This is a genomic window from Luethyella okanaganae (assembly GCF_042660285.1).
GTDB classification, from domain to species: Bacteria; Actinomycetota; Actinomycetes; order Actinomycetales; family Microbacteriaceae; genus Luethyella; species Luethyella okanaganae.
Genome location: NZ_JBHSTP010000002.1, coordinates 187135 through 201330, shown reverse-complemented (window position 1 = coordinate 201330; position 14196 = coordinate 187135). Strand labels below are relative to the sequence as shown.

General features: G+C 66.3%; 17 protein-coding genes. 9 read left to right on the top strand and 8 right to left on the bottom strand.

The features are described from left to right. From ACFQB0_RS08630 to ACFQB0_RS08610, 5 genes are all read left to right on the top strand, one after another. Positions 1-654 carry a nucleotide exchange factor GrpE gene (locus tag ACFQB0_RS08630; protein ID WP_386730222.1) on the top strand — a complete coding sequence of 218 codons (654 nt, stop codon included), beginning with the start codon at positions 1-3 and terminating at the stop codon, positions 652-654. 68 nt (positions 655-722) lie between these two features. Next, the gene (locus tag ACFQB0_RS08625) at positions 723-1709 is read left to right on the top strand and encodes a DnaJ C-terminal domain-containing protein (protein ID WP_386730219.1); all 987 of its coding nucleotides are present in this window, start codon (positions 723-725) and stop codon (positions 1707-1709) included. A gap of 5 nt (positions 1710-1714) precedes the next feature. Further along, positions 1715-2131 carry a heat shock protein transcriptional repressor HspR gene (locus ACFQB0_RS08620; protein WP_386730216.1) on the top strand — a complete coding sequence of 139 codons (417 nt, stop codon included), beginning with the start codon at positions 1715-1717 and terminating at the stop codon, positions 2129-2131. A gap of 16 nt (positions 2132-2147) precedes the next feature. After that, a complete protein-coding gene (gene clpS, locus ACFQB0_RS08615) occupies positions 2148-2444 on the top strand; it encodes an ATP-dependent Clp protease adapter ClpS (protein ID WP_386730214.1) in 297 nt (98 codons plus the stop codon). After that, the gene (locus ACFQB0_RS08610; RefSeq protein WP_386730212.1) at positions 2441-2974 is read left to right on the top strand and encodes a DUF2017 family protein; all 534 of its coding nucleotides are present in this window, start codon (positions 2441-2443) and stop codon (positions 2972-2974) included. The genes clpS and ACFQB0_RS08610 overlap by 4 nt, the downstream gene beginning before the upstream one ends. A gap of 283 nt (positions 2975-3257) precedes the next feature. On the opposite strand, the gene ACFQB0_RS08605 is transcribed toward ACFQB0_RS08610, so the two are convergent. The 4 genes from ACFQB0_RS08605 to ACFQB0_RS08590 all read right to left on the bottom strand — a co-directional run bounded on the left by ACFQB0_RS08605 (position 3258) and on the right by ACFQB0_RS08590 (position 7370). After that, entirely contained in the window at positions 3258-3632 is a 375-nt protein-coding gene (locus ACFQB0_RS08605) for a GntR family transcriptional regulator (protein ID WP_386730210.1), read from the bottom strand. Beyond that, positions 3629-4567, bottom strand: a complete 939-nt coding sequence (locus ACFQB0_RS08600; protein ID WP_386730208.1) for a hypothetical protein — start codon at positions 4565-4567, stop codon at positions 3629-3631. The genes ACFQB0_RS08605 and ACFQB0_RS08600 overlap by 4 nt, the downstream gene beginning before the upstream one ends. Positions 4568-5135: 568 nt before the next feature. Then, a complete protein-coding gene (locus ACFQB0_RS08595) occupies positions 5136-7148 on the bottom strand; it encodes a hypothetical protein (protein ID WP_386730206.1) in 2013 nt (670 codons plus the stop codon). A 21-nt stretch (positions 7149-7169) separates the two neighbouring features. Then, entirely contained in the window at positions 7170-7370 is a 201-nt protein-coding gene (locus ACFQB0_RS08590; protein ID WP_386730204.1) for a hypothetical protein, read from the bottom strand. Here ACFQB0_RS08590 and ACFQB0_RS08585 point away from each other — a divergent pair. After that, entirely contained in the window at positions 7364-7687 is a 324-nt protein-coding gene (locus ACFQB0_RS08585) for a hypothetical protein (protein WP_386730202.1), read from the top strand. The genes ACFQB0_RS08590 and ACFQB0_RS08585 overlap by 7 nt on opposite strands. A gap of 322 nt (positions 7688-8009) precedes the next feature. Here ACFQB0_RS08585 and ACFQB0_RS08580 read toward each other — a convergent pair whose 3' ends face one another. Then, positions 8010-8156: a hypothetical protein gene (locus ACFQB0_RS08580; RefSeq protein ID WP_386730199.1), complete on the bottom strand. Its 147-nt coding sequence runs from the start codon at positions 8154-8156 to the stop codon at positions 8010-8012. A 282-nt stretch (positions 8157-8438) separates the two neighbouring features. Between ACFQB0_RS08580 and ACFQB0_RS08575 the strand changes: the two genes are divergently transcribed. The 3 genes from ACFQB0_RS08575 to ACFQB0_RS08565 are packed head-to-tail and all read left to right on the top strand — an operon-like array spanning position 8439 to position 10503. Next, positions 8439-8879 (top strand): Rrf2 family transcriptional regulator, encoded by a 441-nt coding sequence (locus tag ACFQB0_RS08575; protein ID WP_386730197.1) that lies wholly within the window; start codon positions 8439-8441, stop codon positions 8877-8879. 32 nt (positions 8880-8911) lie between these two features. Continuing rightward, positions 8912-10129, top strand: a complete 1218-nt coding sequence (locus tag ACFQB0_RS08570; RefSeq protein ID WP_386730194.1) for a globin domain-containing protein — start codon at positions 8912-8914, stop codon at positions 10127-10129. Positions 10130-10158: 29 nt separating this feature from the next. Then, complete coding sequence (locus ACFQB0_RS08565; protein WP_386730192.1) at positions 10159-10503, top strand: protein-tyrosine phosphatase family protein; 345 nt, start codon at positions 10159-10161, stop codon at positions 10501-10503. A 44-nt stretch (positions 10504-10547) separates the two neighbouring features. Here the strand turns inward: ACFQB0_RS08565 and ACFQB0_RS08560 are convergent, their stop codons facing one another. Genes ACFQB0_RS08560 through ACFQB0_RS08550 form a run of 3 tightly spaced genes read right to left on the bottom strand, consistent with a single transcriptional unit; the run spans position 10548 to position 14160 of the window. Then, positions 10548-11384 carry an ABC transporter ATP-binding protein gene (locus tag ACFQB0_RS08560; RefSeq protein WP_386730189.1) on the bottom strand — a complete coding sequence of 279 codons (837 nt, stop codon included), beginning with the start codon at positions 11382-11384 and terminating at the stop codon, positions 10548-10550. Beyond that, positions 11381-13222: a dipeptide/oligopeptide/nickel ABC transporter permease/ATP-binding protein gene (locus tag ACFQB0_RS08555; protein WP_386730186.1), complete on the bottom strand. Its 1842-nt coding sequence runs from the start codon at positions 13220-13222 to the stop codon at positions 11381-11383. The genes ACFQB0_RS08560 and ACFQB0_RS08555 overlap by 4 nt, the downstream gene beginning before the upstream one ends. Then, complete coding sequence (locus ACFQB0_RS08550; protein WP_386730183.1) at positions 13219-14160, bottom strand: ABC transporter permease; 942 nt, start codon at positions 14158-14160, stop codon at positions 13219-13221. Before ACFQB0_RS08550 ends, ACFQB0_RS08555 begins: the two co-directional genes overlap by 4 nt. Between the last annotated feature and the right edge of the window lie 36 nt (positions 14161-14196).

Here is a 14196-nt window from a genome sequence, read left to right as displayed (position 1 = left end):
ATGTCCGAGCAGAACCACGACCCTTCGACAGGCTCGGGAGAACCGGATCCGGAGACCGGTGAGGTTCGCCAGCCCGATGCCGATGGCGCCGACGAGAGCGTGCCGGCTCCCGAGGGCGAGGAGAGCGAGAGCGCGGAGGCCGACGGCCTGGCGGACGACGGCTATGAAGGCCCAGACGTCGAGACGAGCCTGAGTGAAGCCGACCTGAGCTTCCTCTCCGGCCAAAGCAGCGCCGAGGATCTCGCAGAGCAGCACCTCCACGACCTCAAACGGGTGACGGCAGAGTACGCCAACTACCGCAAGCGCACCGAGGCCAACCGGGAGGTGGAACGGGAGCGCGCGATCGGTGAAGCGGTGCGTGTGCTGCTGCCCGTGCTCGACGACCTCGATCGTGCCGAGAAGCACGGCGACCTCGAGAGCGACGCACCCTTCGCCACGATCGCGGCCAAGCTGCGTTCCAGCATCGAGCGGCTCGGTCTCACACCGTTCGGCAACGTCGGCGACCTCTTCGACCACAACATCCACGAGGCGATCTTCCAGCAGCCGAGCGACGAGGTCGAGGCTGAGATCGTCGCCGATGTCGTCGAGACGGGCTATTATCTCGGGTCGACGATGCTGCGCGCGGCCAAGGTCGTCGTGAAGGTTCCCGCGTAGCTTCGCGGGGAGGCCTCCGTTCGGGGCACCATTGACCACGCGGCGACACAACAGGAAAGGAGGCGTCGGTGGCGAGCCAGGACTGGTTTGACAAGGACTTCTACAAGATCCTCGGCGTCTCCAAGGATGTGACACCGGCCGAGCTCAAGAAGACGTATCGCACGCTCGCCCGAACGTATCATCCGGACTCCAACCCGGGTGACGCTGCCGCAGAGGCGAAGTTCAAGGAGATCAGCGAGGCGCATTCCGTGCTCGCGGATCCCGAACAGCGCAAGGAGTACGACGCCGTGCGCGCCATGGGCGGCGGCGCCCGCTTCACGGCGGGCGGGGCCGGCCAGCACGGTGGTTTCGAAGACGTCTTCGGCGGCATGTTCGGCAACGCCGGCCGAGGTCAGCAGTACACGTTCCAGCAGAGCGGCGAGTTCGACGACCTGCTCGGCGGCGTGTTCGGCACCGGGCGCTTCGGTCAGACGAGCGGTGGATTCCGCGGCTACGGCGGGCCGACGCGGGGCCGCGACGTGACCGCGACGACGACGATCGACTTCGTCACCGCGACGAAGGGCGACACGATCACCCTGCAGGCCTCAGACGGCCGTCCGATCAAGGTCAAGATTCCCGCCGGCGTCGCCGACGGGCAGAAGATCAAGCTGCGCGGCAAAGGTCAGCCGTCGCCGGACGGTGGCGAGGCCGGCGACATCGTCCTCACCGTGACGGTGCGCAAGCACCCCGTCTTCGAGCGCGACGGACTCAACCTGCGGGTCACCGTGCCGGTCACCTTCGCCGAGGCCGCGCTCGGCGCGACGATCGAGGTTCCGACGCTCGGCGGCGATCCGGTGAAGCTCCGGGTCGCGCCCGGAACGCCGAGCGGGAGGGTTCTGCGAGTCAAGGGGCGTGGTGTCTCGACGGCGAAGGGCACGGGCGATCTGCTCGTGGTCGTGCAGGTCGCCGTCCCATCCCGATTGTCGAAGGATGCCGAGGCTGCGCTCGAAGCGTTCACCGCGGCCCTTCCCCATGAGAACCCACGCGACGAACTGCTCGCCAAGGCGCGAGGCTGAAGCCCATGGACGAGTTCGCCCCGATCTTCGTGATTTCGGTCGCGGCCGAACTCGCCGCGATGCACCCGCAGACACTGCGCCAGTACGATCGTCTCGGACTGGTGTCGCCGACCCGCACCGCGGGCAAGTCGAGGCGCTATTCCATGCACGACGTTCTGCAACTGCGTGAGATCGCGCGGCTCGGCGCTGAGGGAGTGAGCCTTGAGGGCATCCGCCGCATTCTCGAACTCGAGAATCGGGTCACCACGCTCACCGCGCGCGTGCACGAGCTCGAGGCGGCGCTCGCCGATGAGATGCTCAACCGCCCCGGGCGGCGCGTTTTCGCCGCCGGGACGGAGGGCGATGTCATCTCACTCAAGACAGGCACCCGCGTGCGTCGGTCCAATGCGGTCGTCGTGTGGCGCCCACTCGATCATTCGTGAACGGGCGGACGCGACGATGCAGCTGACCGAGGCACGTCCCGGTGTCAGCGAGCATGTCGATCCGGTCGCGCTCGCCGATGTTCCGTGGCAGGTGATCGTCTGGAACGATCCCGTCAACCTCATGTCCTATGTGTCCTTTGTCTTCCGAAGCTATTTCGGATACGAGCGCGCGGAGGCGGATAGGCTGATGCTGCTCGTTCACAACGAGGGGCGGGCGGTCGTCGCGACCGGAAATCGCGAGGAGATGGAGCGCCACGCTGAGGCGATGCACGGTTTCGGGCTGTGGGCGACGGTCGTCAAGGCGGACGTGTGATCGGCGTGCGGCTCGAGGCGGACGGCCGGGTGCTCGTGCTTCTCGAGCCTCTGGAGGTCGAGGTCCTCGAGGATCTCGCCAGGCAATACGCATCGCTCCTTGACGGCGCACCGGTCGGCGGCGACCCTGCACTCGGCCGGCTCTTTCCGGATGCCTACCCCGATGACTCTCGGGCATCGTCGGAGTTCAGCCGATTCACCCGTGACGAGCTGCGGGCGACCCGTCTCGCGGGTGTCGACGTGGTCCGTTCGGCTCTCGCGGCTGCGCCACGCGACCCCCACTCGCCGGCGATCGAGATCGTGGTCGACGAGCCCGCGCGCTGGACCTGGCTGCGTCTGCTCACGGAGCTCCGGCTCACCCTCGCCGAGCGCCTGGGCATCCACGACGATGCGGATGCGCCCGACCTCGCGTCGGAGGCGGCCCAGGCCGTGTTTGGCGTCTACGAGTGGCTCGGCATGCTGCAGGAGAGCATGCTGGCCGCCATCGACGCCGAGCATCCGACCCGCGCCGATCGCCCTCCGCACCGGTAGTGCCCAGGGCCCGTGTGCACCTCAAGGGGGAGGGCGACAAGAATTCACTCGGAGGGTGATCCCTGTCACGAGTCATGTTGCAGGTCTCCCCCATAGAGCCGTCGTCGCGGGCTCCGGCCCCGCCCCGTGCAGAAACGCAGGACAAGAGGTGCGCTGGGGCTCCCCTGGTCTCAACGTGCCTCTAGTCCTGCATTCGCTTGGTGGTGAGATCGCAACCCGCGCTGCTGCGATCCCGGTGATGTATCAGAGGGTGATGTATCAGGGTGGGTCGTATGCGTCGGGGTTAGAAGAGCGTCGCTGAGGATGATCCCTTGTCCCAGAGGGCGCGGACGGCGCCGAGTGCTGAGGTGAGGTCGATCCGGTTGGCGTGCGCGGCATCGGCGAGGGCTCGCGCCGCTGCGACCACATCGGCGGGCACTTGCTGGTGGGGTTTGACGCGAGCGGCGCGTCCGCGTCTGGTTTCGATGAGTCCTTTGGTATCGAGTTCGGCGTAGGCGCGCAGGACCGTGCCAGGGGCGATCTGGAGGTCGGCGGCGAGTTGTCGCACGGACGGTAGTTTGTGCTCGGCAGGGAGCAAGCCGGTGCGGATCAGTCCATCGAGTTGGTGGCAAATCTGGTCGAAGACCGGAACCGGGCTGCTCTCGTCGATCGTGATCACGCGTTCACGGTTTCCGGCGTCCTCACCGTCCAGAAGGCGACGACGCGTTTGATCAGGCTCCCCAGCATGCCGGTTGCGGCAACTGCGAAGAGGATCGAGATCCCGATCTGCACGATACCTGCTACCAGGTCGTCTGCTGTCGTCACCGGTGTGCCACTTGCGTCGATGCTCGTAGCTATGCGTGTGGTGGCGGCGCCGCCGAAGGCGAGGACGCCCGCCGCATAGCTGAGTATCGCGCTGGTGGTCAGCAGCACGATGAACCGGGTGGTGCGCTGGCGCCAGTAGTCGTCCGCGATCGCGGACTCCTCATCGGATGGTGCCGGTGCAACTGCGATGCGTCGCAGCGCAATCCACGCGCAGAGAAGAAGAATGATGGTCATGGCGATGAGGGGGGCGGCGTAATACCAGCCGGGGTAAGGGGTCGTGACGCGAGTACTGAGCGGATCCGCTCGGGACAAAGCTCGCGATAGCCCGTCTTGGTCGAGGCTAGCTGAAAGGCCGGTCGTGACGAGGTAGGCGATGAGCGCGACTGCAGCGCTCACGGGCATCAGCAACTCCCAGCGGGCTCCGAAGCTCCACGGCGTGCGGCGGCGCAACGACGCAGTGCGCAGTGGGCTTTTCTGGATGGCAGGCGACGGGTAGACAACGAACGCGGCAAGACCCGCGATCGCAGCGCCGCCGGGAGCAAGCGCCAGAATAAGACCCAGTGCCGTCGGGTGAGATTGGTTGAGAATGACGGCGGTCGCCGCGGAAGCTAATGTCAGGGCGATGCTCAGCGTGATGCGACGCCGCGCAGACCGGATCAGCCCGGAGCGGTCGACGGGGACTGGTCGGGCGGCATCGCTGGCTTGCGGGACGAAGAAACGTAAACGCACCGCGGTCCATACCAACACGAGTATGAGTCCGGCGGTGACGGTGATGGCCGCGATTAGCATGCGGCTCTCCTCTCATCCTGAAAACACCTCTGAACTGTTTTAGGAACTTGATACAGTTCGAACTGTGTCGGTCGACTGTTACAGTTTAGCCGTGGTTAGGGTTTTCGCCAACAGGGTTAGCCAACGGTGATGGCTCGTGCGGCGCGACGGGGGGCGGAGTTCGTCTCCAGAAGTCACGGATCAAGGGAGACATCATCATGACTAGGAAGAGACAGCCTGGCCGGACCGCTCTCGCTTTGAGCGCGGTCGCGCTGCTGACGCAGCGCATCTTGACCCGATCCGCGACGTCGAAGCCGTCGAACGCGTCAATGTCTGGCTACAAGCCGGAGTCCAGGCCGCCGACGAGCGCCTCCGTGACAACGGCATCTCACCCATCCTTTGGGTTACCCCGCGGATATCCGGAGTGCAGCCGGCCGTGACATCACCCGCGCCTGAAGATAGATCCTGGTTTCGGGGCCGACCGTGCTGAGCAACGGAGACCTGGTCGGTTCTCACACCAGATATCCGATCGATCACCCCGGCGCAGACGTGCGATCGAAGACTCGACCGCACGCCTGCATAACCGAGGTCAGGCCTGCAGCTCGTACAGACCGACACCGAGTGGAGGCAGCGTGTCTTGGAACGCATTGTTCGGTGCCGCGATGGTCCGGTTCTCGGCCAAGGCAACGACCGACCGGGCGTGGATGTTGCCGAAGCTGAGTTGCTGGCTCTCCTTCGCGGTGTTCGCAGCGAAGATGAAACGTCGGCCGTCGGCCTCCCGAGTGGTCCAGGTGAGCAAGTCGTCGCTGGCCGTCGTCTTGATGTTCGGAAGCCGCCCGGTAGCGAGAATGATCGGCACCAGCGACCTGATCTCGCTGACCACAGCCTTGGTCTGATCGAGCAGCGTCTGAGGCGAGACACCGCTGCTGTCCGTCACGAGGTCGAAGTAGGAGTAGAAGGAAAGGCCGGTCGCGCCCTTGGCGATGGCTTGCCAGCACATGCTTCGCACTTCGACCTGGGTCGGAGGCCGTACCCCTCGGCCCGGACCGTAGTTGCCCTGGTTGGAAATCTGGATCACGGGCCAGATCATGCGGTTGGGCATCTCTTCCACCGTCGCCCCGACCAGTCGACTGACCCGTTGAGGCCGGTCCGTCGGCAAGCCGAAGATCGGGTACCCGTCGGTGCCATAGGCGTCGGTGACGTACTCCTCGTCGCCGCCGGGCCACACGCGGTAGTCGACCGAATAGGCAGGATGGTCGGGGTCGTTGTTCAAGACCGACTCATACCGTGCACGCAGCTCGGCAGGCCGCGTGCTCAGATCGCCCTCGTCGTTGATGTACCAGGCGAGCAGGGCCGGGTGATTCTTGAACTGCTGCACAGTCGACACGTCGGTGTTCTGATGGATATAGGCGACCGACAGCCCCTTAGCCTGCGTCAGGTCCATCTGGGCCTGGGTCGGCGCCCCGTACGAGATCAGGCTGTTGAACGAGGCGTACGCCAGGTCATCCAGGTTCTGGGTCGTGGGCGAATAGTTGTAGGCGGTCAAGGGGAAGAACAGCTCACCGTTGCGTCGCAGCCGGCCGTGTGAGTCGATATAGGAGGCGGGCACCTCGCTGCTGCGCAGCTTCTTCAGCGAGAGGGTCTCCTGCCGCCCCACGACGCTGCCCGCCGACGCCAGCGCGGACACCCGTAGCGTGTAGTCGCCGTAAGCCAGGTTCGAACTCGAGTACGTGTACCGCAGATCCTGCTGCCCGGCCAGGGTTCGCACATTGACCTGCCCGCCGTTCGCGTCGAGGAGTTCGACGCGCACCCGGTAGTCGTGTGGGGTGTCGTCCGGTGCGAAGAGCTGCACGCGAAGATCGATGTCCTCGGACTCGCCTGGAATCAGTAGGCCGCGATAGGACGGCGTCGCCAGCTTGGCGCGCAGCAGCCTCGGCGCGGATCGGAACACGGCCAGGTCGTCATACCACGCGGTGCCGGCGTGATCGCGGCCCAGGAAGAAGATCACCTTCATGTACGCGGCATCGATCGGCACCGCGAACGGTGCCAACGTCAGCTGCGTCCACTCCGTCGACGAGGTGGAGTTCGTGTAGTTGCCGGACAGATAGCAGTCGTCGGCGGTGTACCACTCGACGCAGAACGAGGCACCTCCGTCGGTGATGCCCGCGGTCTTCACCCAGACCGACGCCGAGATCTCGTCGTAACGTGACGTAGCTCCGGCGATGTGCGGGCCGGTGAACACGTAGCTCGTCGCGTCCGTTCGGGTGTACTTCAGCGACGCCAAACCGCTGTACTGCTGGGCCGTGTCGAAGCTGGTGGCCTGGGTCAGCCAGCTACTGTCAGAGGAGTCCTCGAACGACGTCTGGTAGATGAGTTCGGGGGTCGGCTCCGGCGGGGTGAGGAAAGGAGCTGCGGCGGGTTGGGCGCCTTCGCTGGCGAAAGCCCGGGTGGGGGCCAGCGCCGGCGCGAGCAGCCCCGCCGCGCCGATAGTGAGGCCGGCGTGCAGCACCGATCTTCGGGACGTCCCGCCCCGGGACGGCATGCCCTCGGGGGCGGTTGCCCCCGAGGCCTGCAATGGCTGCTGGTGTGCGTCGTTCATCATTGCTCCTTCGGATCGGATCGGTTACGGGCGGTTGCCGAGCGTCTTGAGTTCGCAGAGCCGGACGGCCAGTGCGGACATTGCCACCCTGAGCGTCGTGTCGGCCGTCTGCCAGCGGCTCTGGCCCAGCTCTCGGGCCTGGAACAGACCGGGAATCGTGAAGGTGGCCTGGCCCTGGTCGCCGTAAACGGGTTGACGGGGAAGAGGTCGTTGCGGCCGTGGCATACGCGAGTGGTCCACAGCACGGAGGGGGTGGTGCTGATGCCGTCAAGCCGCTCGACGGAGAGGATGACGTCGTCCAAGCCCCAGAGCTCATCCGCCACGGTCCGGGCCCGGTCCGGCAGGGAACGGTACGGCTCGCCGCCGGCGTCGCGCTGCAGGTCGAACAGGCCTGCCCGCCGCACCCAGCCGATGTTGTCGGTGGGTCGGCCGGTGACCGGGTAGCCGTCCCTCCTGATCACGTCGGTGGTTCGGAAAGCGAGCAGCAGGCATCCGGCGAGCAACAGGGACCGGATGGCAAGAAGGGGCTGGCACGATTCTGACTCCTGTCGACGGGTAGCTGACCGCGCACGTCACTTGGACATCGGACTGTCGTGTCGACCGCGCTGCTCATCATATACATCGGACTAATCACCGTCAGGTATACCGGATTAAGCGAGCTGGTGGCAAGACCTGCGGCAGATTAAGGATCTAGTCATCCGATGTATATGAGAGGCTGCCTCGAGTGATTGCACCAATTCCGGCGGCCTGACGCCGCGGTGGGAGTACCTCGAGGCGGGAGTACCTCGAGGCGGGAGAAACTGCGCGGCGGAGAGGGTAGAGACCCGCCACCGCCACCTGCGGGGCCCGGCCGAGCGAGCGGAGCTAGCGCCTCTCGACCCCGCCGCCCAGCCCGGTCTGCGATTCGAGCACGGCCGGTCGGGCCGCCACCCAGAAGACCGCCGTGACGGCGACGGATGCCGCGAACACCCAGAATCCCGCCCAACCGCCGTCATCGCGCACGGCGTCCATGTGGTTGAGGTTGCGGGGCGCCCTGTCGCGAACATGAGAGTCACATGCGCGATGACAAACGCCACGAAAGAGACCATGACGGCGGCGTGGATGCTCCTGGCGACGCGTAGCGGAAACACCCGGCCCAGGGCGCGAAGACGGACCGCGAGCCCGAGCGCTGTTCGCCGGAGTGACGATTCAGCGGCCCCTATGAGAAGCTTGCCTCAATCAGCGACTACCCGGTCTCGCAACCCTAGCCATTCTTAATATGCAATCAAGATGCAGATTTGATAGCGTGGAGCAATGCAGCTGACGGGATTCACTGACCTCGCTCTGCGACTCCTGATGCGGCTGGTGGTGCTTGAACCTGGCGTGTCCACGACCACGGAGGCGCTCTCTCAGGAACTCGACGTGCGCTACTCTCACGCTGTGAAAGCAATGGCGGCGCTGCAGAGACTGGGTGTCGTCGAGTCTCGTCGGGGACGCAACGGGGGTGTCCGGCTTGCGGATGGCGCCGGCAGCGTATCGATAGGTTTTCTCGCTGGGGAACTTGAGGGGCCTCGCGAGGTGGTCACGTGCGAGGGTGCAAGTCCTTGTCCCTTGCGCGGGGGGTGCGGGCTAAGGAGTGCACTTCGCGTAGCGCGAGAGGCGTTCTTTGCATCCTTGGACTCGGTGACCGTGGCAGATGTTGCCGCACCGCCTACCCGACAGTTGCTGTTGACCATCGCCGCTCGTCCGGCCTAATTGTCTTTCGTCATATCTTGGAAGGAAAGTCCTTGCTTTCGTCAGCTTCTGCCGCGGTTGTTCGCGCCACGCTTCCCGTCATCGGCGCCGCGATCGGCGAGATCACGCCGATCTTCTACCGCCGCATGTTCGCCGCGCACCCCGAGCTGGAGAAGAACCTCTTCAACCGGGGCAGCCAGGCACAGGGTGATCAGCAGCGTGCTCTGGCAGCCGCAATCGCCGCGTACGCGACATTGCTGGTGTCCGAGGACGGCCAGGATCCGGCCGAGGTGCTACCGCGGATCGCGCACAAGCACGCATCGCTGGGGATCACGCCCGGGCAGTACGTGATCGTCCATGAGCACCTCTTCGCTGCGATCGTTGAAGTGCTTGGTGACGCCGTAACCGACGAGGTCGCCGCCGCTTGGGACGAGGTGTACTGGGACATGGCCCACGCTCTTATCCGGATCGAACAGGACTTGTATGCCTCTGCCGGCGTTGAGCCGGGAGACGTGTGGCAGTCGGTGATCGTGCGCGAGCGTGTGCAGGAGTCGCCGGATACGGTGTCGTTCGTCTTCGCCGCTGCCGACGGCGGCGAGCTTGCCTCGGGCCGTCCGGGACAGTACATCTCCGTGGTGGTGACCGTGCCCGACGGCGCACGACAGATCCGCCAGTACAGCCTTACCGGCACCGCCGCACCGGGACAGGTGAGCATCTCTGTCAAGGCCGTCCCGATGCGCCGGGACGGGGCACTGGAGTCGCCTGCAGGAGAGGTGTCGAACTTCCTGCACCAGAACGTCTTCGAGGGCGATGTGCTGGAGGTGTCGCGACCGTTCGGCGAGCTGACCCTCGATGGCGGCGACGGGCCACTGGTCTTCGCATCCGCTGGGATCGGGATCACCCCGATGATCGGATTCCTCCGCCATCTCATGCGCACTGAGTCCACTCGGACAGTGACGGTCCTGCACGCCGACCGTTCCCCGGCCAGTCACGCGCACCGCACCGAGCTCGCCGCACTGGTCCAGGCGCTGCCGTCGGCGACCTTGCACCGGTGGTATGGCGACTTGGGGTCCCGCGAGCCCGACGAGCTGTTGCGTGCGGGACGCATCGACCTCTCCCACGTCGAGGTCCCGCAGGAGGCGGAGGTGTACCTGTGCGGGCCGTTGCCGTTCATGGCCAGCGTTCACCGGTTCGTGACCGAACGCGGTATTGCGCCCGAACGCGTGCACTACGAAGTCTTCGGCCCCGCCCGCGAACTCTCCGCCACCTGAACGACGAAAAGAGATGCCCAGAGGCGGTCATGCGCCCCAGGGCATCCTTGTCCTGCCCTCCTGCCCTCCTGCCCTCCTGCCCTCCTGCACCCACCCGCGGTGCGGGGTGGCGCGACCTCCGCCTCCCCGCCTCCACCGAGGACGCCCACGACGCGCTACGGGAAGCGCACACGCGAGCTGCATACGAACGGGTCGAGATCGCTTGCGGCGGTGGAATCGGCAGAACAGGAGCTGCGATCGCCGTCCTCGCCATGATGAGCGGACTCCCGGCTGACACCGTCGTTGCCTGGGTGCGCGCGAACCATCACCCACGGGCTGTCGAGACGCGACGTCAACGTGCCTGGATCACCTCCGTTGCGGCGTCGCTGAGCTGACAGCGAGACAGCCGCCTTCGGGCAGACTCTCCGGGTTCATGGCGCTAGACGGCGGTCGGCTCCCGCAATCCGAGCCACGCCTGACGGCGCGCCGCCTGCTCGACGGGGTCTGCAACCGGTGACGCCATAAGAAGCCGCCGGCTGTACGGATGGGCCGGCTCGCGCGTGATCGTCTCCCCCGCGCCCGCTTCGACGATCTCACCCCGGTACATCACGGCGACCCGGTGGCAGATCCGGCGCACGACGCCGAGGTCGTGCGATACGAAGAGATATGAGACGCCCGTGTCGCGCTGCAACTCGATGAACAGGTCGATGATGGCGGACTGGGTGGTGAGGTCGAGCGCGCTCACGGGCTCGTCGCACACGATGAGCCGCGGGCGGCGCACGAGGGCGCGTGCGATGGCGATGCGCTGGCGCTGGCCGCCCGAGAACTCGCTGGGGTAGCGGCCTACGACGTTCCCGGGCAGTCGCACCCGGTCGATCATCTCGGCAACGGCCTTCGCGGCTTCGCGCTTCGAGGTGCCAGAGGCGACGAGCGGCTCCGCGAGGATGTCGCCGACCGTCATCGTGGGATCGAGGGAACCGTAGGGGTCCTGGAAGACCACTTGGATGCTGCTGGCGAGCCGCCGCCGCGCCGCCCCCCTCGCATGCGTGATGTCCTGCCCGCCGAACAGGATGCGACCGCTCGTCACGGGGACAAGGCCCAGGATGGCCTTGCCGAGCGTCGACTTTCCCGATCCGCTCTCTCCGACGAGGCCCACGCATTCGCCGGCGGCAACGTCGACCGAGACGCCGTGCAGGGCGCGGAAGGAGCTCTTCTTGCGGGAATGCCCGTAGTCGATGACGAGGTCTTCGACGGTGAGCAGGGGTTGTGTGGTCATAGCTGCACCGCCTTTCCGGCGTCGGCCTTGGCTGCGTCGAGCTCGCTTCTGCTCTCTGCGCCGTCGAGCGAGGCACCGATCAGTTCTCGGGTGTAGTCGTTCTCGGGATGCCGGAAGATGGCCGACACCTCGCCGACCTCGACGATCTCGCCCTGTTTCATCACCACGACCCGATCGCAGATGTCGGCGACAACGCCGAAGTTGTGGGTCACGAGCACGAGGGCCATCCGATACTCCTGTTGCAGCTCGCGCAGTAGTTCGAGCACCTCGGCTTGCACGGTGACGTCGAGTGCCGTCGTGGGTTCGTCGGCGACGATGACCGACGGCTTGCCCGCGATGGCGCCCGCGATGAGCACGCGCTGCGCCATGCCTCCTGAGATCTGATGGGGATAGGAGCGCATGACCCTGGCTGGGTCGATGATGCCGACCCGCTCGAGCATGGCGACGGCCGTCGCGCGGGCCTCCGCACGTGGCAGTCTGTGCACCGAGCGCAGCGGTTCCATGAGCTGGTGGCCGATGGTGTAGGACGGGTCGAGGTTGGACATCGGTTCCTGCGGGATGTAGCCGAGTTCGGTGCCGAGCATCTTGTGCCGCTCGGCGGGAGTCAGATGCGTCACTTCGCGGCCCCCGATCCAGATGCCGTCGGTGACGTAGTCGCCTCCGGCTGGCAGCAGGTCCAGGATCGAGAACACCGTCTGTGACTTGCCCGAGCCGGATTCACCGACGATGCCGAGCACCTCTCCTGGTGCGACGTCGAGGGTGATGCCGTGCACGACCTCGGTGTCTTCACCGACGCCGGCATAGCTCACTCGCAGGTTCTCGACGCGCACGGCGGACTTCTCGGCGGCATGCGCGACGACACCGGTCGACACGGTCATGGCTCGCGACTCCTCGCCGGGCCTGCGGCTCGCACCGGCGGCGGCCGAACGGCTTCGCGCCGTGCGCCCATCGCGCTTCCTGCGCACTGTCGGCGTGCGCACGCTCACGAGGTCGGCCAGCGTGGAGCCGATGATCGCGAGCGCCGCGATCGTGAGACCGAGGGCGACGGAGGGCCAGAGCAGGATGAGCGGTTGCGTGAGCATGGTGCGAAAGCCGTCGTTCATCATGGCACCCCAGCCCGGGGTGTTGGCGTCGCCGATGCCGAGGAACTGGAGTCCGGCCTGGATGCCCATGGCGATTCCCGCGGTGAGGGCGGTCTGGATGATGACGGGAGCATAGACGGCCTTGACGACGTGCTGCGACATGATGCGCCCGTTGGTGAGTCCCGCGACCCTGGCCGCGTCGACGTAGGCCTCGTTGCGCACGGCGAGCGTCGTCGAGCGGGAGAGGCGGAAGTATCCTGGCGCCATGAAAGCGCCGATCGTGGCCATCAGGATCGTGAAGTCCGAACGGGTTCCTGCGGCGACGATGAGCAGGATGATCATGCCGGGGATCGCCTGCAGGGCATCGCTGATCCAGGTGGTCACCCGGTCGAAGACGCCACCGAAGTAGCCGGCCGCCACGCCGGTGGGAACGCCGACGGCCACGGCCGTGACGATCGTGACGAGCGCGCCGTAGAGCGTGGTGCGTGCGCCCCACAGCAGGCGGCTGAAGATGTCGCGGCCGGTGGAGTCGCCGCCCATGAGGTGCTCGGGGCTCGGTGGCGCCTTGGTGATCGAGAGGTCGACGAGGTTGGGGTCGTAGGGTGCGATCCAGGGTGCGACGAGCGCGACGGCGAGCGCGACGAGGAAGATCGCGAGCGCGACGACCCCGGCCGGCCGGCGTAGGAAGCGGGAGTAGATCGTGCCACGCCGCGTGAGGCGGACGTCGATGTTCTCTGTGATCGCGGTCGTCGTCATTGCATGCGTGCTTTCGGGTTGATCCAGCCGAGGATGACGTCGAGGAGGAAGTTCACGATCACGACGAAGACGACCGAGACGACGGTGATGCCGAGCAGGATGGGGATGTCGCCGATCTGCGATGACGAGTTCGTGAGCTGTCCGATTCCCGGCAGGCTGAAGATCGCCTCGACGACGATCGCACCGCTCAGGAGCCCGACGAACATGAGGGCGAGCACCGTCAGCGCGGCGGGAGAGGCGTTGCGCAGGAGATGCAGCGTCACCCGGGTGTTGGAGAGGCCGCGGCTGCGCAGCGTGCGCACGTAGTCCTGCTTGTTGGCGGAGATGACCGCGTTGCGCAGCTGCTCGGCGACGGAGACGATGGCGCCGAGGGCGAGCGCGACGGCGGGAAGCGTGATGGAGCGCAGCCAGCCGTCGACCGACTGCGCCGGTGTCACGTAGCCGACGGCGGGGAACCACTTGAGCTGTACGGCAAACCACATCACCAGCACGAGGCTCACCCAGAAGCCGGGGAGGGCGAACAGCACGACGGTGCTGGTCTTGACGATGCGGTCGATGACGCTGCCGGGGCGCAGGCCGGAGATAAGGCCGAAGACGGTGCCGAAGACCGCTGAGAGGATCGTGGCGAAGGTCACCACGGAGAGCGTGACGGGTAGCTTGAGCGCGATCTGGCTGCTGACGGGCTGGAAGTTGCGCCAGGAGGTGCCGAAGTCGCCGATCACAGCATGGCTGAACCAGTCCCAGAACTGCACGAGGATGGGCCGGTCGAGGCCAAGCCTAGCCGCGAGGGCCGCTTGCTGGGTTGGGGTCGCCATGTCGCCGAGCAGGCCGGCAGTCGGGTCGCTGATCGCGAGGTGGGCGAGAAAGAACGTTCCCGTGGCCACCGCGAGAAGCAGGATGACGCCCGAGATGAGTCTCTTGACCGTGAACCAGATCATGTCGATTCCTGTGTGAGGGGCGGGCCGTCGCGAGGC